This is a genomic window from Rubrimonas sp. (genome assembly GCF_036788415.1).
Classification (GTDB): Bacteria; Pseudomonadota; Alphaproteobacteria; order Rhodobacterales; family Rhodobacteraceae; genus Rubrimonas.
In genome coordinates, this window is sequence record NZ_DAIQNN010000003.1 from 76,848 (window position 1) to 95,569 (window position 18,722).

An 18,722-nucleotide genomic window follows, 5' to 3' on the forward strand; every position below is an offset into this window, starting at 1 on the left:
GGGAAACGGCCGGATGTTCGACGTCAGCGTATGGGGTGCGGCGTTTGCGGGCCTGCTGTCCTTTCTGTCGCCGTGCATCCTGCCGATCGTTCCGCCCTATCTGGCCTTTCTCGCGGGGCTCTCGCTCGACGACCTGACCGGCGAGGGGGTCGATCAGGCCGGCCGGCGCCGGGTCGTGCTGACCGCCTTCGCTTTCGCGCTTGGGCTGATCACGGTCTTCGTGGCGCTCGGCGCGAGCGCGACCTGGATCGGCGGCATGGTCCAGACCTACGCCGCGCAGCTGCGCTGGGTCGCGGGCGGGATCATCCTGCTGCTGGGGCTTCACTTCCTCGGCGTCGTCCGCATCCCGATCCTTTACCGGCAGGCGCGAATCGAGGTCGAGGCGCGGCCGTCCTCGCTGATCGGGGCCTATGTGGTCGGCATGGCCTTCGCCTTCGGCTGGACGCCCTGCGTCGGCCCGATCCTCGCGGCGATCCTGTTCACCGCCAGTCAGGAGGACTCGGTGCGCCAGGGCATGGGGCTGCTGCTCGCCTATGGCGTCGGCATGGCCGCGCCCTTCGTCGCCGCCGCCTGGTTCATCGACCCGTTCATCCGGCTGATGAAGAAGTTCCGCAAGCACATGGGCAAGGTCGAGAAGACCATGGGCGCATTCCTCGTGCTGACGGGGATCATCTTCATCACCGGGCAGATCAACGTGATCTCGGAATGGATGCTGAACATCGCGCCGGACATCGGCACACTTCAATGAGCGCCGCAGCCAGCGGGCGAATCGCAGGGAGGACGACCATGTTCGCAAGGTTCAGAGCCGGTTTCGCCGCCGCCGCAGTCGCGCTCGCCGCGCTCGCAGCGCCCGCCTCCGCCTTCGAGATCGGCGAGGACGGGCTGCACAAGGAGGCGTGGTTCGCGATCACCTTCAAGGACCTCGCCGAGGACGTCGCCGACGCCGCCGCGCAGGGCAAGCGCGTGGCGCTGGTGTTCGAGCAGCGGGGCTGCATCTACTGCGCCAAGCTGCACGAACAGGTGCTGTCGGACCCCGAAGTGGCCGACTACATCAAGGCCAACTTCATGGTCATCCAGATGAACCTGTTCGGCGACGAGCCCGTGACCGACTTCGACGGCGAGGAGCTGCCGGAGAAGGAGATGGCCCGCAAATGGCGCGTCGTCTTCACGCCGACGATCATGTTCCTGCCCGAGGAAGCGCCCGAGGGCGTCAGCGCGGTGGACGCGGCGGTGGCCAACATGCCCGGCGCCTTCGGCAAATGGACCACGCTGCACATGTTCGAATGGGTCGCCGGGAAGGGCTACGAATCGGACGAGCACTTCCAGAAATTCCATGCGCGCCGGCTTCAGGAGCGCGGGGCGCTATGACGCAGATCAAGGCGCGCGATCTGTCGCACGGCGCGCGCTTGTGAAACTTTCGCAATGCCTATAGCGTTTCACACCAGAGAAATGCAAAAAGTCGCAGGGGGAAATGGAATGAAGTTTCTTGCGTTGGCCGGCGGGGCGATTCTGGCGGCGTCGGCGGCCCTCGCGGCGCAGGAGATCGCGCCCGGAGACGTGCGGATCGACGACGGCGCCTACGCGCAGTCGCTGACCGGGGTCCCCGGCGATCCGGTCGCCGGGCGCGCGGCGGCGGCGGATCGCGGCAAGGGCAACTGCATGACCTGTCACCCGATCACCGACATGTCGGACCTGCCCTTCCATGGCGATCTGGCGCCGACGCTCGACGGGGTCGCGGACCGCTACAACGAAGCCGAACTGCGCGCGATCGTGATCAATTCGAAGGAAGTGTTCGGCGAGCAGACCTTCATGCCGGCGATGTACCGGATCGAGGGTCTCAATATCGTCGGCAAGAAATACGAAGGTCAGCCCATCCTGACTGCGCAGGAAGTCGAGGATGTGGTCGCCTATCTTCTGACGCTGAAGGAAGAGTGAGGCGCGCCTGTCGCGCGCCGCGCCGCAACGAAGCCCCTCGCAACGACGCAAGGAGACAGCACATGGACATGACTCGACGCGAATTCGGCGCCGTCGCCGCGGGGGCCGCGGCCTTCGCCGCCTTGGGCGCGCCCGCCTTCGCCGCCACGCAGGAGGCCATCATGGCCTTCACCGGCGGCGCCGAGCCCACTGTGGGCAAGGTCAAGCTCAACACCCCCGAGATCGCCGAGAACGGCAACACCGTCCCGGTCGAGTTCTCCGTCGACGCCGCGCCCGGCGCGGAAGTCGTGTCGGTGATGATCCTCGCCGCCGGCAACCCGGCGCCGGAAGTGGCCGCCTTCACCTTCACCGCGCTGAGCGGCAAGGCGCAGGCCTCCACGCGCATCCGCCTCGCCAAGACGATGGACGTCATCGCGGTCGCCAAGATGGCCGACGGCTCGTCCTTCATGGACAAGCGCGAAGTCAAGGTCACCATCGGCGGCTGCGGCGGCTGATCCCCTCATTCCCATTCGGAGACAGACAAGATGTCCAAGATTCGCCCGCGCGTGAAAGTCGCCAAAACGGCCAAGGCCGGCGAGATCGTCACGATCAAGTCGCTGATCAGCCATCCGATGGAATCGGGTCAGCGCAAGGACAGCAAGACCGGCGAGCTGATCCCGCGCCAGATCATCCACACCTTCGAGGCGTTCTACAACGGCGCCCCCGTCTTCACCGCCAACCTGCACGGCGCGGTGTCGGCCAACCCGTTCATCGAGTTCAGCGCGCTGATCAACGAGAGCGGGAGCTTCACCTTCAAGTGGCATGACGACGACGGCTCCGTCTATGAGGACACCGCCGAAGTCACGGTGGCCTGAGACGCGAGAAGCCAGGCGCCGCAAGCGTCGAGCGGGGAGGAAAGATGAAAACGACGATCAAGATCCTTGGTGCGGGCTGTGCGGCGCTCGCTCTGGTCGCCGGCGGCGCGTTCGCCGGCCCTGACGACGACGTCCTGTCCATCGACGGCGAGGTCATCGCCACGAAGGTCAAGGCGAAGGAAGGCAACCCGATCGGCGACACGCTGATTTCGGGCTGGCACTATCGCAACGACGAGACGCAAGCGTTGCAGATGGACGATTTCGACAACCCCGCCTTCGTGTATGTGCAGCTCGGCGAAGAGCTGTGGAACACGGCGGAGGGGGAGTCGGGCCAGTCCTGCGCCGATTGCCACGGCGACGCGACCGAGTCGATGAAGGGCCTGCGCGCCCGGATGCCGACCTGGAGCGAAGTCGGCCAGAAGCCCTGGGGCCTCGAGCAGTGGATCAACTGGTCCCGCATCGAGCACCAGAAGGCGTCCGAGCTGAAATGGGACAGCCAGGAGATGCTGGCGCTCAACGCCTACATCTCGGTGCAGTCCCGCGGGATGCCGGTCGAAGTCGACATTTCGGGCCCGCTCGAGGCGTGGTGGAAGAAGGGCGAGGAACTCTACTACACCCGCACCGGCCAGCTCGATTTCGCCTGCGCCAGCTGCCACGAAGACTATAACGGGATGTATCTCCGCTCGGACCATCTCAGCCAGGGTCACACCAACGGCTTCCCGCTCTACCGCCTGAAATGGCAGGGCCTCGGCTCGCTGCACCGCCGCCTGACCGGTTGCGTGCAGGACACCCGCGCCGAACCCTATCCGGTCGCCTCCGACGAGCTCACCGCGATCGAGCTCTATGTGGCGTGGCGCGGGCAGGGGCTGTCCGTCGAAGCGCCGGCGGTTCGCCAGTAGGACCGAAGGGTCCTGTGGCCGGCGCGCGCCGACACGGTGCCGCGCCGGTGAACATGAAAGTCGCCTGAGCCCTGCCGCGCGCGGCATGGGCGCTCATCCGCTGCTACGGCGCGGAGCGAATTCCTGCGCCCTGCGCGCGAAACGACACGGAAGCGCGCCCGGCGCGCGGGGGGAGACGAGACCGATGATTTCACGCCGCCACTTCATGCAAGCCACCGCCGCGGCGTCGGCGATCTTCGGCGCGGGCGCGCTGCCGCGGCTGGCGTCTGCGCAGGCGCTGACCGAGGATGCGCTGACCGCCTTCGAGACGTTCGGCAACGTTTCGCTGATCCACATCACCGACATCCACGGCCAGCTCAAGCCGATCTTCTTCCGCGAGCCCTCGATCAATCTCGGCGTGGGCGACGCCTTCGGCCGGCCGCCGCATCTGACGGGGACCGACTTTCTCGAGAAGTTCGGCATCGCGCCCGGCAGCGCCGACGCCTATGCGCTGAGTTCGGTCGATTTCGTCGAACTGGCGAAGCAATACGGCCGGATGGGCGGGCTCGACCGCGTCGCCACAGTCGTCAAGCGCATCCGCGCCGACCGCCCCGACGCGCTGCTGCTCGACGGCGGCGACACCTGGCATGGCAGCCTCACCTGCCTGCGCACCAACGGGCAGGACATGGTGGACGCCATGAACCTGCTGCGCCCCGATGCGATGACCTCGCACTGGGAGTTCACGCTGGGCGGCGAGCGGGTGAAGGAGATCGTCGAGAGCCTGCCTTTCCCCTTCCTCGGCGCCAACGTCTTCGACGCGGAATGGGACGAGCCCGCCTTCGAGCCGACCGCCTTCTTCGAGCGCGGCGGCGTGAAGGTCGCGGTGATCGGGCAGGCCTTCCCCTACATGCCGATCGCCAATCCCGGCTGGATGTTCCCCGAATTCTCCTTCGGCATCCGCGAGGAGCGCATGGCGCAGGTCGTCGAGGAGGCGCGCGCCGAAGGGGCGGAGCTGGTCGTGCTGCTGTCGCATAACGGCTTCGACACCGACTACATGATGGCGAGCCGCGTGCCGGGCATCGACGTGATCCTGACGGGCCACACCCATGACGCGCTGCCCGAGCCGATGATGGTCGGCAAGACGCTGGTGATCGCCTCGGGCTCGAACGGCAAGTTCGTCACCCGGCTCGACCTCGACGTGTCGGGCGGCGAGGTGAAGGGCTTCCGGCACAAGCTGATCCCGATCTTCTCCGACGTGATCGCGCCCGACCCCGAGATGGCGGCCAAGATCGACGAGATCCGCGCGCCCTACGAGGCGGAGCTGTCGGAGGTGATCGGCCGCACCGACTCGCTGCTCTACCGCCGCGGCAATTTCAACGGCACCTTCGACGACATGCTCTGCCAGGCGATGATCGAGGAGCGCGAGGCCGACATCGCGCTCTCGCCCGGCTTCCGCTGGGGGCCGTCGCTGCTGCCGGGTCAGGAGATCACCCGCGAGGACATCTACAACGGCACGGCGATGACCTATCCGGCGGTCTATCGCTCGACCATGTCGGGCGAGATGCTCAAGATCATCCTCGAGGACGTGGCGGACAACCTGTTCAACGTCGACCCCTACTACCAGCAGGGCGGCGACATGGTGCGCGTCGGCGGCATGGGCTACGCGATCGACGTCGCCAAGCCGATGGGCTCGCGCATCTCCGACATGACGCTGCTCAAGACGGGCGAGGCCATCGAGCCCGGCAAGGACTACGTGGTCGCCGGCTGGGCCTCGGTCAACGAAGGGACCGAAGGCCCGGCGATCTGGGATCTGACCGAAAGCTGGCTGAAGCGCGTCGGCACGGTGAGCCTCGAGCCCAACCAGTCCGTCAAGGTGACGGGCGCCTGATCCATGAAGCAAGACGATTTCACCTCTGGACGGAGGAGCATGATGACCGATCCGAACCGCCTCAGGGTTCCCGCCGCCCCGCGCAGCGCCGACCCCGCCGCCTCGCGCCGCGCCTTCCTGACCGGCTCGCTCGCCGCGGGCGGCGCGCTCGTCGCCGCCGCAGCCGCGCGCGCCAGCACGGGCGCCGGCGACCCCGCGATCCTCGAGATCCCGGACTGGACCCGCTACAACGGGTTCGGGGTGGACGAGTATCCCTACGGCGTGCCCTCGCCCTATGAGGCGCATGTGGTCCGGCGCAACGTGCCCTGGCTGACGGCGGAGTCGGTCTCCTCGATCAACTTCACGCCGATCCACGAGCTCGACGGCATCATCACGCCGAACGGCCTGTGCTTCGAGCGCCACCATGGCGGCGCCGCCGAGATCGACCCGGCGCAGCACCGGCTGATGATCAACGGGCTGGTGGACAAGCCGCTCGTCTTCACGATGGACGACCTCAAGCGCTTCCCGCGCGAGAACCACGTCTACTTCCTCGAATGCGCCGCCAACACCGGCATGGAGTGGCGCGGCGCCCAGCTCAACGGCGCGCAGTACACGCACGGCATGATCCACAACGTCATGTACACCGGCGTGAAGCTCAAGCATCTGCTCGACGAGGCCGGGGTCAAGACCAACGGCAAGTGGGTGATGCCCGAGGGCGCCGACAGCGCGGCCATGACCCGCTCGATCCCGATCGAGAAGGCGATGGACGACTGCCTCGTCGCCTTCAAGATGAACGGCGAGGCGCTGCGCACCGAGCAGGGCTATCCGGTCCGTCTCGTCGTGCCGGGCTGGGAAGGCAACATGTGGGTGAAGTGGCTGCGCCGCCTCGAAGTGGGCGACGAGCCGTGGCACCACCGCGAGGAAACCTCGAAATACACCGACATGCTGGCCGACGGCCGCTCGCGCCGCTTCACCTGGGAGATGGACGCGAAATCGGTCATCACCTCGCCGAGCCCGCAGGCCCCGATCCTGCACGGCAAGGGACCGCTGGTGATCACCGGGCTGGCCTGGTCGGGCCGTGGGACGATCCCGCGCGTCGACGTGACCATCGACGGCGGCAAGAACTGGACCGAGGCGCGCATGTCCGGGCCGAGCCTCGACAAGTCGATGCACCGCTTCTATCTCGACATCGTCTGGGACGGCTCGCCGCTTCTGCTTCAGTCGCGCGCGCATTGTTCGACCGGCTACGTGCAGCCGACCAAGAGCGAGCTGCGCGCGGTGCGCGGCGAGAATTCGATCTACCACAACAACGGCATCCAGACCTGGTATGTGAACGAGCAGGGAGTCGCGGAAAATGTCGAAATCTCTTGAGTTCGGCGCAGCGCTCGCCCTGATCGCTTCGACGGCCTTCGCCGGCCCGTTCGATCTCGGCCGCGAGGCGACGCCCGACGAGATCGCCGCGTGGGACATCGACGTGCGCCCCGACGGCCTCGGCCTGCCCGCGGGATCGGGGTCGGTCGAGGACGGCGAGGAGCTGTTCGCCGACTATTGCGCCTCCTGCCATGGCGATTTCGGCGAGGGCGTGGACCGCTGGCCGGTTCTGGCGGGCGGCGACGGCACGCTGACCAGCGACCGCCCGGTCAAGACCATCGGTTCGTTCTGGCCCTACGCCTCGACGATTTTCGACTACGTCAACCGCGCCATGCCCTTCGGCAACGCGCAGTCGCTGACGCCCGACGAGGTCTATGCGATCACGGCCTATCTGCTGAACCTGAACTACGTGGTCGAGGACGATTTCGTCCTCAGCAACGAGAACTTCGCCGAAGTCCGGTTGCCTAATGAAGAGAACTTCTTCATGGACGACCGGATCGAGACCGAGCATGCGCCGCGCAGCATCTGCATGCAGAACTGCAAGGACAGCGTCGAGATCACCGCCCGCGCGCTGGTGCTCGACGTGACGCCCGAGGGCGACGGCGAAGGACTCGCCGGGGTCGACTGAGCCTTGGGCGCCATTGCGGGCCAGGGCGGCGACAGACCGCCCGGCCCGATCCTCGAGACCGCGTTCAGGGAGGACGTTATGGGCTCGACGACCACAGTGCGCGCCGCCGCGCTGGCCGCTGCGGGCCTGCTCGCCGGCGCGGCGTCCGCTCAGCAGGGCGATGCCAAGCGCGGCGAATGGCTGTTCGGCTTCTGCGCCACCTGTCACGAGATCGGCGAGGATGCGCAGCCGCGCATCGGCCCGCCGCTGACGGGCGTTGTGAACCGCCCTGCCGCCGCGGTTGAAGACTTTCCCTATTCCGGCGACATGCGCCGCGCCGCCGCGCAGGGGCTCGTCTGGACCGACGACAAGCTCGACGCCTACATCGCCAATCCGCATGTTCTGGTCTCGCGCACGCCGATGACCTTTCCCGGTTTCCCCGAACCGCAGGACCGCGCCGACATCATCGCCTATCTCCACACGCACTCGCCCGACGCCCCGGAACTGGCGGCGCTGACCGGTTTCGAGAGCACCCCGCGCGACCTGCTGGAGCTCTCCGGCGACCCCGCCTATGGCGAGTACCTCGCCGCCGAATGCGTGACCTGCCATCAGGCGGACGGGGCCGACCGCGGCATTCCGGGCATCTTCGGCTGGTATGAAGAGGATTTCAAAGCGGCGCTGCACGCCTATCGTGTGAAGCTGCGCGAGAACGCCACGATGCAGACCATCGCGGGCGGGCTCGGCGACGAGGAGATCGCAGCGCTCGCCGCATGGTTCGGCAAGGGCGCGCCCTGAGCGGCCGACAAGAGCCGCCAACCCCCGGAGGAACTCATCAATGCGCGTGCTTGACAGAAGAGCCTTCCTCACCGCCTCCACCGCCCTCGCGGCGACCCTCGCCGCGCCCGCAGTGCTGGGCCAGGCGAAACCGAAGCTGGTCGTGATCGGCGGCGGCGCCGGCGGCGGCACCATCGCCCGCTATGTCGCCAAGGACAGCGGCGGCGCCGTGGACGTCACGCTGGTGGAGCCGAACCCCGTCTATCACACCTGCTTCTTCTCCAATCTCTATGTCGGCGGCTTCTTCGACTACGACGCCCTCGGCCACGGCTACGACGCCATGCAGGCCGCCGGCGTGGCGCTGGCGCAGGACTTCGCCGAAGCCGTGGACCGCGACGCGAAGACCGTCCGCCTGCGCTCGGGCGCCGTGCTCCCCTATGACCGGCTCGCCGTCGCCCCCGGCATCGACTTCAAATGGGACAGCGTGCCCGGCTACGGCCCCGACGCCGTCGAACGCATGCCGCATGGCTGGAAGGGCGGCGAGCAGGTGCGGCTGCTGAAGGCGCAAGTCGAGGCGATGCGGCAGGGCGGGCTGTTCGTGATGGTCGCGCCGCCCAACCCCTATCGCTGCCCGCCGGGGCCCTATGAGCGGATCTCGATGGTCGCGCATCTGCTGAAGCAGACCAACCCGACTGCGAAGATCGTCGTGCTCGACCCGAAGGAGAACTTCTCCAAGCAGGCGCTGTTCATGGAGGGCTGGGAGCGCCACTACCCCGGCATGATCGAATGGCTGCCCGCCTCGATCACCGAAGGCGTCAAGCGCGTCGATCCGGCCTCGATGCTGATCGAGACGGGGTTCGAGAACTACACGGCGGATGTCTGCACGGTCGTCCCCGCCCAGAAGGCCGGCGCCATCGCCGAGGCCGCCGGGCTGACCGATGAGAGCGGCTTCTGCCCGATCGACCCGGCCACCATGGCCAGCCGCATCGACCCGAACATCCATGTGGTCGGCGACGCCTGCATCGCCGGCGACATGCCGAAATCGGCCTTCTCGGCCAACAGCCAGGCGAAATCCGCGGCGATGGCGATCCGCGCCGCGCTGACCGGCGCGCGCGCCTTCCCGGCGCGCTACGCCAACACCTGCTGGTCGCTGATCGCGACCGAGGACGGCGTGAAAGTCGGCGCGCGCTACGAGCCGACGCCCGAAAAGATCGCCAGCGTGGACAACTTCATCAGTCAGACAGGGGAGGACGCAGCTTTGCGCAGGAACACCTATGAGGAAAGCCTCGGCTGGTACGCCGGGATCACGGCGGACATCTTCGGATGAGCGCGCGTCTTCTGATCGCGGGCGCTTTCGCGCTCGGGGCCTCGGCGGCGCTCGCCGATGACGGCCCCATCGTCACGTACCCGGTCGAGGGCGCGGCCTTCGAGGACGTGGCATTTCTCGTCGAGAACGCCATCGTCAATCGCGGGCTGGTCATCGACAGCGTCAGCCATGTCGGCGACATGCTCAACCGCACGGCCGCCGATGTCGGCGCGTCGGTCGAGCTCTACAAGGCGGCGAACGTCTATCTCTTCTGCTCGGCGACGCTGTCGCGCGAGATGATGGAGGCCGACATCCGCAACATCGGCCATTGCCCCTACGGCGTGATGGTGTTCGAGACCGCCGCCGAGCCCGGCGTCGTGCAGGTCGGCTACCGGAAATATCCCGATGGCGCGATGCAGAAGGTGCAGGGGCTGCTGGACGAGATCGCCCGCGAAGCCGCCGAAGTGGATTGACCTTGAGCTCGGCGCCGCCCCGATGGGGCGGCGCCGGCTTTCAGGCCGTCTGCGCCGCGGCGCGCGGGCGGTCGAGCACGGTGTCGGCGACCGCCGCGCCGACCCACATGCAGAACAGCGCGATCCAGTGCGTCATCGACAGGGCCGACGTGCCCGTCACGCCCGCGCCGATGGCGCAGCCGCCCGCCAGCATCGCGCCGAAGCCCATCAGCACGCCGCCGGTGAGGTGCCGCCGCATCGCCGGCGCCCCGTCGAAGCCTTCGAACTTGGCCTCCCCGCTGAGCAGCGCTGAGGCGAAGGCGCCGAGGAACACGCCCGCGATCAGCCCGACGCCGAAATCCGCCGCGCCGTCGCGCATCAGCAGCGCCATCAGCGTGTCGGCGGAGGGGCCCGAGAAGGTGAGGCTTTCGATGGGGGTCGGCTCGAAAGCCTGCATCGCGAGCTGGCTGGTCAGCAGCCAGCCCATGCCGACGGCGAAGCCAACGCCCGAGCCGAAGGTCAGCACGCGCAGCGACACCCGGTTGCGCCAGGCGATGAACAGCGCCAGCGCCGAGAAGGCCGCGCCGAGCGTCAGGCCGAAATAGGGGCCGCCGCCGACCAGCGCGGAGATCTCGACATTGGGGCCTCCGGTGGTCCAGACCGCCGCCAGCGTCTCGCGCAGCGGCGAGAGCACGCCGTGAAACGCCATCTGCGCGGTGACGGCGAAAACGAGCCCGGTCAGCAGCGCGCGCAGATTGCCGCCGGCGGCGAGCACGAGTTGCCGCCCCGAGCAGCCGCGCGCCATGATCATCCCAACGCCGAACATCAGTCCGCCGATCACCGCCCCGGACAGCGAGCCGACGCCGCTGACGACGCGCGACTGGTCGACCGTCGCAAGGCCCGTGAGCTGAAAGAGCTGCGTCCAGAACAGCGCGGTGGAGAAGCACAGCAGCCAGATCGCGACTTTCTCGCCCATCGCGCCGCGGGTGAACTCGACCGCCGCCGCGCGCAGGCAGAACTTGCTGCGCTGCGCCGAGACCCCGAACAGCACGCCCACGGTCACGCCGATGACCGCCGCCGCGCCCACTTCGCCGAACTGCTCAAGCGCCCATTCCAGATTCATCGCGCAGCCCCCCTAAGGACCGCGTCGAACGCGGCCGCATTATCCACATCCGCGAAACGCTAAACATGTCGCCGCGGCGCCGCTTTGATCTCGATCATGGCGCATGAAGCTAGGGTCGGGCCGGGAGCGGTGGTGGAGGGGGCAGGATTCGAACCTGCGTAGGGTTTCCCCGACGGATTTACAGTCCGTTGCATTTGACCGCTCTGCCACCCCTCCACGGGCCCGACCGAGCGCAGCGCGGTTTAGGGCCCGGGCAAGGCGGCGTCAACCCGCATGACGAGCCGCCCTCGGGCTCTGGCTTTTCCGCATTGGCGGAGCGATAGAGGGGAACGCCGCTCCTTGAGGCCCGCATGCGCGCTCCGACCCCCGCTCGCCCTGCATCCCGACCGCAGCGCTCTGGCGGGCGCCCTGCCGCGCCCTGGCGCGGCGAGGGGGCGGAGGAGGGCGGGCCGGTCTGGCTGTTCGGCATCCACGCCGTGCGCGACGCGCTCCTCAACCCCGCGCGCCGTCGCCGCCGTCTGATCGCGACGCGCAACGCGGCGGACCGCCTCGCCGAAGCGATCGCCGCCGCCGGGATCGCTCCGGAGATCGCCGATGCGCGCCGCTTTCCCGCGCCGCTCGACCCGGGTTCGGTGCATCAGGGCGCGGCGCTCGAGGCCGAACCGCTCGACTGGGGCGGTCTGGAGGCCCGCTGCGCCCCGGGCCCCGCGGATCCCGCGCCGCTCGTCCTGCTGCTCGACCGGGTGACCGATCCGCACAATGTAGGCGCCGTGCTGCGGTCGGCGGAGGTTTTCGGCGCGCGCGCCGTGATCGCGCCGCGCCGGCATGCGGCCCCGGAGACCGGCGCGCTCGCCAAGGCCGCCTCGGGGGCGCTCGAGCGGCAACCCTATCTGCGCGTCGCGAATCTGGCGCGGGCGATGGAGGCGCTGCGCGAGCTAGGCTATCTGGTGGTCGGGCTCGACGGAGCGGCGTCGCTGGAGATCGCGGACGCGGTCGCTGGCGCGCGGGGGCGCCCGCTCGCTTTGGCGCTCGGGGCCGAGGGGGCGGGGCTGCGGCAACTCACGCGCGAGACCTGCGACCATCTGGCGCGAATCGCCGCAGCCTCCGATTTCGCCTCGCTCAACGTTTCGAACGCGGCGGCGGTGGCGCTCTACGCCGCAGCCCGGCGCTGAAACCGCTTTCGCACGCTGCGCGTGCAATCGGCGCACGATGCGCGCGCGATCCGAGGCCCAGCGTGCAAACCCTTCGGATTGGCTCGCATTTTCAGCGGCTTGAATGGGGAGGGGCGGTCACCGGCGCCTCGGAGCCCATTCGAGGACGGGTTTTCGGCCCGATTTGTGGCGCGTCCCGTCGCACGCCGGCGCCGCCTTCGCGCAACATGCTAGAGACTTCTTTGGATTTCTGGCCTATCATCTCTACATGTGATTGGGGCGGGTTGCGCCTTCGCAGGCCGTCCACACCACTCACTGTCCCTCGTTCCGACTTCGCGCCCGCTTCCAGCGGGCGCCTTTTTTTGTCATCTGTGCCCCGACGCCGTCGAGGGGAGCGCGCGATGCGGCAGCCGAGCTATTCGCAGGCCCATATCAAGGCGGCGCTCCAGCGCACGCGGCGCATCGCCGCAGTGGGGGTCTCGGCGAATCCGGTTCGTCCGTCGCATTACGTCGCCCGTTACCTCGTGGCGAAGGGCTTTTCCGTGATCCCGGTCAATCCCGCCTATGTCGGACAGACGTTGTTCGGCGCTCCGGTGCGCGCGCGCCTCGCCGACATCCCCGAGTCGGACGGGCCGGTCGACATGGTCGACGTCTTCCGCCGCTCCGAGGAGGCCGGCGCCGTGGTCGACGAGGCGCTGAAGGTCCTGCTCCCGCGCGGGCTGCGGACGATCTGGATGCAGATCGGCGTGATCGACTGGGACGCCTGCGCGCGCGCCGAGGCCCAGGGCGTCACCGTGATCATGAACCACTGCCCCAAGATCGAGTATCAGCGCCTGTTCGAAGAATTGCGGATCGGCGGCTTCAACACCGGCAAGATCTCCTCGCGGCTGGACTGACCGCGGCCTCCGCGCCGCGCAGGATGACGGCTGTAAATCCCCTCCCCGTGCGATAAGGGGATGTGAAACAGGAGGAGGCTCGACATGACCGACCGCAGCTACGGCTTCGACACGCTCCAGATCCACGCCGGCGCCCGCCCCGACCCCGCGACCGGCGCGCGCCAGACCCCGATCTATCAGAACACCGCCTATGTGTTCCGCGACGCCGAGCACGCCGCCGCGCTCTTCAACCTTCAGGAACTGGGCTACATCTATTCGCGGCTGCTCAACCCCACGGTCGCTGTGCTGTCGGAGCGGGTCGCGACGCTCGAGGGCGGGGTCGGCGCGGTCGCCTGCGCCTCCGGTCACGCCGCTCAGGTGATGGCGCTGTTCCCGCTGATGGCGCCGGGCTGCAACTTCGTCGCCTCGACGCGGCTCTATGGCGGCTCGATCAACCAGTTCAATCACAGCTTCAAGCATTTCGGCTGGGAGGTGCGGTTCGTCGATTTCGAGAATCTCGCCGCGCTGGAAACGGCGATCGACGACAAGACGCGCGCGGTGTTCTGCGAGTCGATCGCCAATCCGGGCGGCTACGTCACCGATCTCGCCGCCGTCTCCGCCATTGCGAAGAAGGCCGGCCTGCCGCTGATCGTCGACAACACCTCGGCGACGCCGTATCTGTGCCGGCCCTTCGAGCATGGCGCCGACCTCGTGGTGCATTCCACGACCAAGTATCTGTGCGGCAACGCGACCTCCATGGGCGGGATGGTGGTGGACAAGGGGACGTTCGACTGGTCGGCCTCGGGCAAGTTCCCGGCGCTGTCCGAACCCAACGCCTCCTATCACGGCCTGAAGTTCCACGAGACCTTCGGCCATCTCGCCTTCACCTTCTTCGGCATCGCGGTCACGCTGCGCGATCTGGGGATGTGTCAGGCGCCGATGAACGCGTTCCAGACGCTGCTCGGCATCGAGACGCTTTCGCTGCGCATGGAGAAGCACTGCGCCAACGCGCTGAAGGTGGCGCAGTTTCTCGAAGCGCACCCGGCGGTGGCGTTCGTCACCTATGCGGGTCTGCCCTCCTCGCCCTACCACGCGCGCGTGAAGACCTACTGCCCCAAGGGCGCATCGGCGATCTTCACCTTCGGGCTGAAGGGCGGCTATGCGGCGGGGGTGAAGCTGGTGGACAGCGTCGAACTGTTCAGCCACCTCGCCAATCTCGGCGATTCGCGCTCGCTGATCATCCATTCGGCCTCGACCACCCATCGCCAGCTCACCCCCGAGCAGCAGCGCGCGGCGGGGGCGGGGCCTGAGGTGGTGCGGCTGTCCATCGGCATCGAGGACGCCGACGACCTGATCGCCGATCTCGACCGGGCGCTCGCCGCCACGGCGGGCGCGGTGGCAGCGGAATAGGGGCTCACTCCAGGGCGAAGACCGCCTCGACGGTCGCGCTCAGGCTCAGCGTGCCGGGCGCCACGGGCGTCCCCGCCGCGTCGGCGGAGGCGCGGTAAGCGACGGGCCGCGGTTCCGCGTAGTCGTGACCGAGACTGAGGGAGAGCATCGGCCCCAGCGTCTCGCCGGCGGCTTCGGCCATCAGCCTCGCGGTTGCGACCGCATCCGCGACGGCGGCGCGGCGGGCGGCGTCGCGCAGGGCCGCGCTGTCGGCGACGTCGAAGCGGATGGCGTCGACATCGGTCGCGCCGGCGGCCAGCGCCGCGTCGATCGCCGGCGCGAGGCCCGACAGCTCGCGCGCGGTGACCGACAGGCGGTGACGGGCGACATAGCCGACGAGCCGCGGCGCGCCCTCGCCCTTGTCGCGGGCATGCACCGGCGACAGGCTGATCTCGACGGTCCGCAGGTCGGCGTCGGGCAGACCGAGCGCGCGCAGCGCTGCGAGGATGTCGCGCATCCGCCGCGCCGCCTCGGCTGCGGCCTCTTCGGCGGTCGGCGCCTCGACCGTCGCTCCGAACACGGCCTGCGCGATGTCGGGCGCCGCGCGCGAAATTCCCTCTCCGGCGACGCGGAGCGTGCGGGGCGCCGCGTCGGCGCGCGCTTGCCCAGCGCTGGCGGCGAGCATCGCCGCGAGCCCGAGGGCGAGGGCTGCGGCGCGAGGACGGGGGGGAACGGGCATCGGGCGTCTCCACTTCAGGACGACGCGAGAAAGACCACGACATTGCGGCGGCGGCGCGGCGCTGGCGTCGAGGTGGCGCAACGGTTACTATACGGAGGATTTCCGGCTGCGGCGGGACGAGGCTCTTGACGCAAGTAGCGCCCAAGAACGAGGCGATCGCGCTCGGTTTCGGCGCGGACGATGTCTCCGTGCACGCGCGCAAGGGCGCTGGGCCATGGCGCTGCGTGGGCCGGGCGCGCTGGGACGGCGAGGGGTTCGACGCGCATGTCACGCGGCTTCGGGCGGCCGCGCTGCGGGCCTGCGGCGTCCCGGTCGCCGAGGCCGATGCGATGCCGCGCGCGGCGGTGTGGCTGCCCCGGGAGTTGGTTTTCTTCGACAGCATCCGCGTCGGCGCCGCGCAGGGGGCCGCCGCTGCGGCGCAGGCGGCGTTGCGGGCGCGTTTCGGGGCCGATCTCGCGGGGCTCGTCTGGGTCGTCGGCGCGACGGACGGCGCTGGTCTCGCGGGGCTCGCCGCCGTCGAGAAGCGCACCATCGCAGAGGCCCGGGCGCATGCGCGCCGCCTGGGTTTCGCTCCCGGCGCCGTGACGCTGCGCCCGGGAGGCCCCGAAGACCTCGCGGGCTTCGCGACGCCGCCGGTCTTCGCCGAGGGCAAGCCCGCCGTCGCGATGTCGGCGGCGGCGCTGTCGCGGCGGGGTCTCGCGGCGGTCGGCCTCGGGGCGGGCGCGCTGGCGCTCGCCGCGTTCGCTCTCTGGGCTGGGCTCGGCGCGACAGCTCCCTCCGCGCCGGATGGGGCGACGCAGACGGTGGACGAGGTGCGCGCAGCGCCCGGACCGGCTGCGCCCGCCGCGCCGTTCGTCGGGTCGCCGCCATCGGCGCCGGACGCGTCTGCGAGCGCGTCCATCTTGTCCGCGGCCCACGCTGCCGCGTCCCCTCCGGCGCTGGCGGAGGCCGCCGACGGAGCGACGGCGACCTCTCCGGGTCCAGCTTCGGCCCCGCCGGCGATCAAGGTCGCGCTGGCGCCTCTCGCCGTCGAGCCCGCGCCGCGCGACGACGCCCCGCCGATCGCGTCGGCGGCCCTGTCGGCGGCGCCGTACGCTCCCGCAGAGCCGTCGCCTTCGCTGCGAGCGCCGGACCCCGCTCCGCCCGACGCGCCGCCGCAGGCCGAGGCCCGAGGCGGGACGAACGAGGCGCCGTCGGCGATCGAACTCGCGCAACTCGGCGGCCCGCCCGGCCCGAACGCCCCCGCTGTCGCGCCGCGACCTGCCCTGCGCACCCAAGCTGCGGGCTCCCCCGCGGCCGCCGAGCCGGAACCCGCCGGCGATGCTGCGGTTGTGGCGGCGCTCCCCGAGCCGTCCGCCGAAGCGGCGCCCGCGCCGCCGCGTCCGCGCCCCGCCGCCATCGCCGAGCGGCCCCGAGTCGGGGTCGCGCTCGCCGACGCGCCGAAGCCGAAGCCGCGCCCGACGCCGCGCCTCGATGCGAAGACCGTGACGCGCGCCGCCGTCACCGTCGGCTCGCAGGGCCGCGCCAGCGGGTCGGCGGCGCGTCAGGCCACCTTGCGCAATGCGCTGCGCTTCGACGAGACGGCGCTGATCGGCGTGTTCGGCGGGCCTGAGGGGCGCGCCGCGCTGGTGCGACTCGCCACGGGCGAGATGCGAAAGGTCGCGATGGGCTCGCGCATCGACGGCTGGACGGTCTCGGAGATCGGCGACAACACCTTGCGGCTTCGCAAGGGCGCCGAAAGCCGCCGGCTCAGCCTGCCGTCGAACTGAGCGCGCGCGTCGCCGCCCGCCACGCCTCCCACGCCTCGGGCGTGTCGAGGTCGACCGCCGCGCCGCGCCCCGGCGTGGGCACGTTCTCGACGAGATCGGCGTGCGCCCGCAACAACTCGCGCGCGCCCTGATCGCCATCAATCCGCGCCAGCGTCTCGAAAAAGCGCCGCCCGAACAGCACCGGATGGCCGGGCGCGCCGTCCTCGGTGATGGCGCGGCAGATCGCGCGTCCGTCTTCCGGCGAGAAGGCGGCGATCAGCGCGTCGACATGGGCCGGCCCGACTTCGGGCATGTCGCCGAGCGCCACGACCAGCGCGTCCGCCTCGGCCGGGGCCGCCGCCAGCGCCGCGCGCAGCGACGAGGCCATGCCTTCGGCGGCCTGCGGATTCTCGACGATCGCCACGTCGAGACCGGCGAGCGCCGCCCGCCGCGCCGCGTCGTCGGGCCCGAGCACGACCAGCGTGGCGTCGGCGCGGCTCTCCAGCAGCGCCTGCGCGGCGCGGCGCAGGATCGGCGCGCCGTCGACCTCCTCGAGCAGCTTGTCGCGCCCGCGCATCCGCCGCGACGCCCCCGCCGCCAGCAGCGCCGCGACCACGAACGGTTTGCGCGAAGCGGGGGCCTCGCCGGCCCGCGGCGCGGGGCGCGAGGGGATCTCCTTGAGAAGCCCGCCGACCCCCATCGCAGCGATCTCGGCGTCGCCGACCGTCAGCCCCGCCGCCAGCCGCTCCAGCACCCAGTCCGCACCGTTCAACGCCGGAGAGCGGGCGCAGCCGGGAAGACCGATCACCGGACGCCCGCCGAGTTCGCCCAGAAACAGCAGATTCCCGGGATCGACCGGCATGCCGAAGCGGATCAGCCGTCCGCCCGCCGCCGCCACCGCCGCCGGCCCGACATCGGCCCGGTCCGACGTCGCCGAGCCGGTCAGGATCAACAGCGCGTCGGCCTGCGCCGGGGCGTCGCGCAGCGCCTGCGCCAGCGCGCCGGTCTCGTGCGCGACGCGGGCCTCGGCGACGTCGCGCAGGCCGAGCCCGCCGAGCCGCGCCCGCACCGCCGCCGCCCCCTTGTCGAGCAGCGCGGGCTTCATGCCCGGCGTGGCCGTGAGCGTCAGATGCGCCGCCCGCCAGCCAAACCGCGCGAGGCGCAGAGCCTCGACCCCCGCGAGCGCCGCCTCGGCCTGCGCCACGGCTTCGGCGGGGGCGGCGTAGGGGATGATCTTGACCGTGGCGAGCATCTGGCGCGGCGCGACGCGGGCGAGATCGGGCAGGGTCGCCAGCGTCACCGCCTCGTGCAGCGCGTTCACAGCGGCGATGCGCCCCGCGTCGAGGCGCAGCAGACCCGCCGCGCTTGCGAACAGATTGGCGCGCCCCGTGAAAGGGGCCGACAGCTCCACCCATTCCGCATCGCCCGCCAGAGCGGCGGCGATCCGCGCCGCCGCTTCGTCCTCGCCGATCTCGTGCGGCTCGGCGCGGGCCACGACCACCTCGCGCAGCCCCGCCGCGTCGAGCGCCGCGACGTCCTGCGCCGTCAGCCTGCGGCCTTTCTTGAGCGCGACGGACGGCAGCCGCAGCCCGTGCGCGAGGATCGCGCCCTGCGCCTGCGCCAGCGGGACGGGGCCGAATTTCACCGGGATCT

Annotated in this window: 19 protein-coding genes and 1 tRNA gene; 16 read left to right on the plus strand and 4 right to left on the minus strand. The window is 70.1% G+C overall.

The annotated features are described in order from the left end of the window. The first annotated feature begins 13 nt into the window (after positions 1–13). The 12 genes from V7Q31_RS01655 (at position 14) to V7Q31_RS01710 (ending at position 10,065) form a co-directional block, all read left to right on the plus strand. Entirely contained in the window at positions 14–748 is a 735-nt protein-coding gene (locus V7Q31_RS01655) for a cytochrome c biogenesis CcdA family protein (RefSeq protein ID WP_333831925.1), read from the plus strand. A 38-nt stretch (positions 749–786) separates the two neighbouring features. Further along, complete coding sequence (locus tag V7Q31_RS01660) at positions 787–1,368, plus strand: SoxW family protein (protein ID WP_333831926.1); 582 nt, start codon at positions 787–789, stop codon at positions 1,366–1,368. Between the two features lie 108 nt (positions 1,369–1,476). After that, complete coding sequence (gene soxX / locus V7Q31_RS01665; RefSeq protein ID WP_333831927.1) at positions 1,477–1,935, plus strand: sulfur oxidation c-type cytochrome SoxX; 459 nt, start codon at positions 1,477–1,479, stop codon at positions 1,933–1,935. A gap of 62 nt (positions 1,936–1,997) precedes the next feature. Next, complete coding sequence (gene soxY / locus V7Q31_RS01670) at positions 1,998–2,429, plus strand: thiosulfate oxidation carrier protein SoxY (RefSeq protein WP_333831928.1); 432 nt, start codon at positions 1,998–2,000, stop codon at positions 2,427–2,429. Positions 2,430–2,459: 30 nt separating this feature from the next. Further along, positions 2,460–2,789: a thiosulfate oxidation carrier complex protein SoxZ gene (gene soxZ / locus V7Q31_RS01675; protein ID WP_333831929.1), complete on the plus strand. Its 330-nt coding sequence runs from the start codon at positions 2,460–2,462 to the stop codon at positions 2,787–2,789. A 44-nt stretch (positions 2,790–2,833) separates the two neighbouring features. Further along, the gene (soxA, locus tag V7Q31_RS01680; protein WP_333831930.1) at positions 2,834–3,688 is read left to right on the plus strand and encodes a sulfur oxidation c-type cytochrome SoxA; all 855 of its coding nucleotides are present in this window, start codon (positions 2,834–2,836) and stop codon (positions 3,686–3,688) included. Positions 3,689–3,872: 184 nt separating this feature from the next. Next, positions 3,873–5,555: a thiosulfohydrolase SoxB gene (soxB, locus tag V7Q31_RS01685; RefSeq protein ID WP_333831931.1), complete on the plus strand. Its 1,683-nt coding sequence runs from the start codon at positions 3,873–3,875 to the stop codon at positions 5,553–5,555. A 42-nt stretch (positions 5,556–5,597) separates the two neighbouring features. Further along, positions 5,598–6,905 (plus strand): sulfite dehydrogenase, encoded by a 1,308-nt coding sequence (gene soxC, locus V7Q31_RS01690; RefSeq protein ID WP_333831932.1) that lies wholly within the window; start codon positions 5,598–5,600, stop codon positions 6,903–6,905. After that, positions 6,889–7,533 (plus strand): c-type cytochrome, encoded by a 645-nt coding sequence (locus V7Q31_RS01695; RefSeq protein ID WP_333831933.1) that lies wholly within the window; start codon positions 6,889–6,891, stop codon positions 7,531–7,533. The genes soxC and V7Q31_RS01695 overlap by 17 nt, the downstream gene beginning before the upstream one ends. Positions 7,534–7,611: 78 nt before the next feature. Next, positions 7,612–8,307, plus strand: coding sequence for a c-type cytochrome (locus V7Q31_RS01700; protein WP_333831934.1), 696 nt, complete (start codon positions 7,612–7,614; stop codon positions 8,305–8,307). A 40-nt stretch (positions 8,308–8,347) separates the two neighbouring features. Further along, positions 8,348–9,613 carry an NAD(P)/FAD-dependent oxidoreductase gene (locus V7Q31_RS01705; protein ID WP_333831935.1) on the plus strand — a complete coding sequence of 422 codons (1,266 nt, stop codon included), beginning with the start codon at positions 8,348–8,350 and terminating at the stop codon, positions 9,611–9,613. Then, positions 9,610–10,065 (plus strand): DUF302 domain-containing protein, encoded by a 456-nt coding sequence (locus V7Q31_RS01710; RefSeq protein ID WP_333831936.1) that lies wholly within the window; start codon positions 9,610–9,612, stop codon positions 10,063–10,065. Before V7Q31_RS01705 ends, V7Q31_RS01710 begins: the two co-directional genes overlap by 4 nt. Positions 10,066–10,105: 40 nt before the next feature. Here the strand turns inward: V7Q31_RS01710 and V7Q31_RS01715 are convergent, their stop codons facing one another. Continuing rightward, positions 10,106–11,167, minus strand: coding sequence for a YeeE/YedE family protein (locus tag V7Q31_RS01715; protein WP_333831937.1), 1,062 nt, complete (start codon positions 11,165–11,167; stop codon positions 10,106–10,108). A 130-nt stretch (positions 11,168–11,297) separates the two neighbouring features. Further along, positions 11,298–11,383 (minus strand) — tRNA-Tyr (locus V7Q31_RS01720). 134 nt (positions 11,384–11,517) lie between these two features. On the opposite strand from V7Q31_RS01720, the gene rlmB reads away from it, so the two are divergent. From rlmB to V7Q31_RS01735, 3 genes are all read left to right on the plus strand, one after another. After that, on the plus strand, positions 11,518–12,339 hold the full coding sequence (gene rlmB / locus V7Q31_RS01725) for a 23S rRNA (guanosine(2251)-2'-O)-methyltransferase RlmB (RefSeq protein ID WP_333831938.1): 822 nt from the start codon (positions 11,518–11,520) through the stop codon (positions 12,337–12,339). A 380-nt stretch (positions 12,340–12,719) separates the two neighbouring features. Beyond that, positions 12,720–13,214, plus strand: a complete 495-nt coding sequence (locus V7Q31_RS01730; RefSeq protein ID WP_333831939.1) for a CoA-binding protein — start codon at positions 12,720–12,722, stop codon at positions 13,212–13,214. A gap of 84 nt (positions 13,215–13,298) precedes the next feature. Next, the gene (locus V7Q31_RS01735; RefSeq protein ID WP_333831940.1) at positions 13,299–14,603 is read left to right on the plus strand and encodes an O-acetylhomoserine aminocarboxypropyltransferase; all 1,305 of its coding nucleotides are present in this window, start codon (positions 13,299–13,301) and stop codon (positions 14,601–14,603) included. A 4-nt stretch (positions 14,604–14,607) separates the two neighbouring features. Here the strand turns inward: V7Q31_RS01735 and V7Q31_RS01740 are convergent, their stop codons facing one another. Then, complete coding sequence (locus tag V7Q31_RS01740; RefSeq protein WP_333831941.1) at positions 14,608–15,321, minus strand: SIMPL domain-containing protein; 714 nt, start codon at positions 15,319–15,321, stop codon at positions 14,608–14,610. 125 nt (positions 15,322–15,446) lie between these two features. On the opposite strand from V7Q31_RS01740, the gene V7Q31_RS01745 reads away from it, so the two are divergent. Further along, on the plus strand, positions 15,447–17,090 hold the full coding sequence (locus V7Q31_RS01745; protein ID WP_333831942.1) for a hypothetical protein: 1,644 nt from the start codon (positions 15,447–15,449) through the stop codon (positions 17,088–17,090). On the opposite strand, the gene V7Q31_RS01750 is transcribed toward V7Q31_RS01745, so the two are convergent. Beyond that, positions 17,071–18,714, minus strand: coding sequence for a molybdopterin-binding/glycosyltransferase family 2 protein (locus tag V7Q31_RS01750; RefSeq protein WP_333831943.1), 1,644 nt, complete (start codon positions 18,712–18,714; stop codon positions 17,071–17,073). The two genes, V7Q31_RS01745 and V7Q31_RS01750, sit on opposite strands and share 20 nt — an antisense overlap. Positions 18,715–18,722: the final 8 nt, after the last annotated feature.

Bases quoted from the DNA above. Each gene is read 5' to 3' on its own strand.
- V7Q31_RS01655 (WP_333831925.1), top strand. From the start codon at position 14: ATGTTCGACGTCAGCGTATGGGGTGCGGCGTTTGCGGGCCTGCTGTCC.
- V7Q31_RS01660 (WP_333831926.1), top strand. From the start codon at position 787: ATGTTCGCAAGGTTCAGAGCCGGTTTCGCCGCCGCCGCAGTCGCGCTC.
- soxX (WP_333831927.1), top strand. From the start codon at position 1,477: ATGAAGTTTCTTGCGTTGGCCGGCGGGGCGATTCTGGCGGCGTCGGCG.
- soxY (WP_333831928.1), top strand. From the start codon at position 1,998: ATGGACATGACTCGACGCGAATTCGGCGCCGTCGCCGCGGGGGCCGCG.
- soxZ (WP_333831929.1), top strand. From the start codon at position 2,460: ATGTCCAAGATTCGCCCGCGCGTGAAAGTCGCCAAAACGGCCAAGGCC.
- soxA (WP_333831930.1), top strand. From the start codon at position 2,834: ATGAAAACGACGATCAAGATCCTTGGTGCGGGCTGTGCGGCGCTCGCT.
- soxB (WP_333831931.1), top strand. From the start codon at position 3,873: ATGATTTCACGCCGCCACTTCATGCAAGCCACCGCCGCGGCGTCGGCG.
- soxC (WP_333831932.1), top strand. From the start codon at position 5,598: ATGACCGATCCGAACCGCCTCAGGGTTCCCGCCGCCCCGCGCAGCGCC.
- V7Q31_RS01695 (WP_333831933.1), top strand. From the start codon at position 6,889: ATGTCGAAATCTCTTGAGTTCGGCGCAGCGCTCGCCCTGATCGCTTCG.
- V7Q31_RS01700 (WP_333831934.1), top strand. From the start codon at position 7,612: ATGGGCTCGACGACCACAGTGCGCGCCGCCGCGCTGGCCGCTGCGGGC.
- V7Q31_RS01705 (WP_333831935.1), top strand. From the start codon at position 8,348: ATGCGCGTGCTTGACAGAAGAGCCTTCCTCACCGCCTCCACCGCCCTC.
- V7Q31_RS01710 (WP_333831936.1), top strand. From the start codon at position 9,610: ATGAGCGCGCGTCTTCTGATCGCGGGCGCTTTCGCGCTCGGGGCCTCG.
- V7Q31_RS01715 (WP_333831937.1), bottom strand. From the start codon at position 11,167: ATGAATCTGGAATGGGCGCTTGAGCAGTTCGGCGAAGTGGGCGCGGCG.
- rlmB (WP_333831938.1), top strand. From the start codon at position 11,518: ATGCGCGCTCCGACCCCCGCTCGCCCTGCATCCCGACCGCAGCGCTCT.
- V7Q31_RS01730 (WP_333831939.1), top strand. From the start codon at position 12,720: ATGCGGCAGCCGAGCTATTCGCAGGCCCATATCAAGGCGGCGCTCCAG.
- V7Q31_RS01735 (WP_333831940.1), top strand. From the start codon at position 13,299: ATGACCGACCGCAGCTACGGCTTCGACACGCTCCAGATCCACGCCGGC.
- V7Q31_RS01740 (WP_333831941.1), bottom strand. From the start codon at position 15,321: ATGCCCGTTCCCCCCCGTCCTCGCGCCGCAGCCCTCGCCCTCGGGCTC.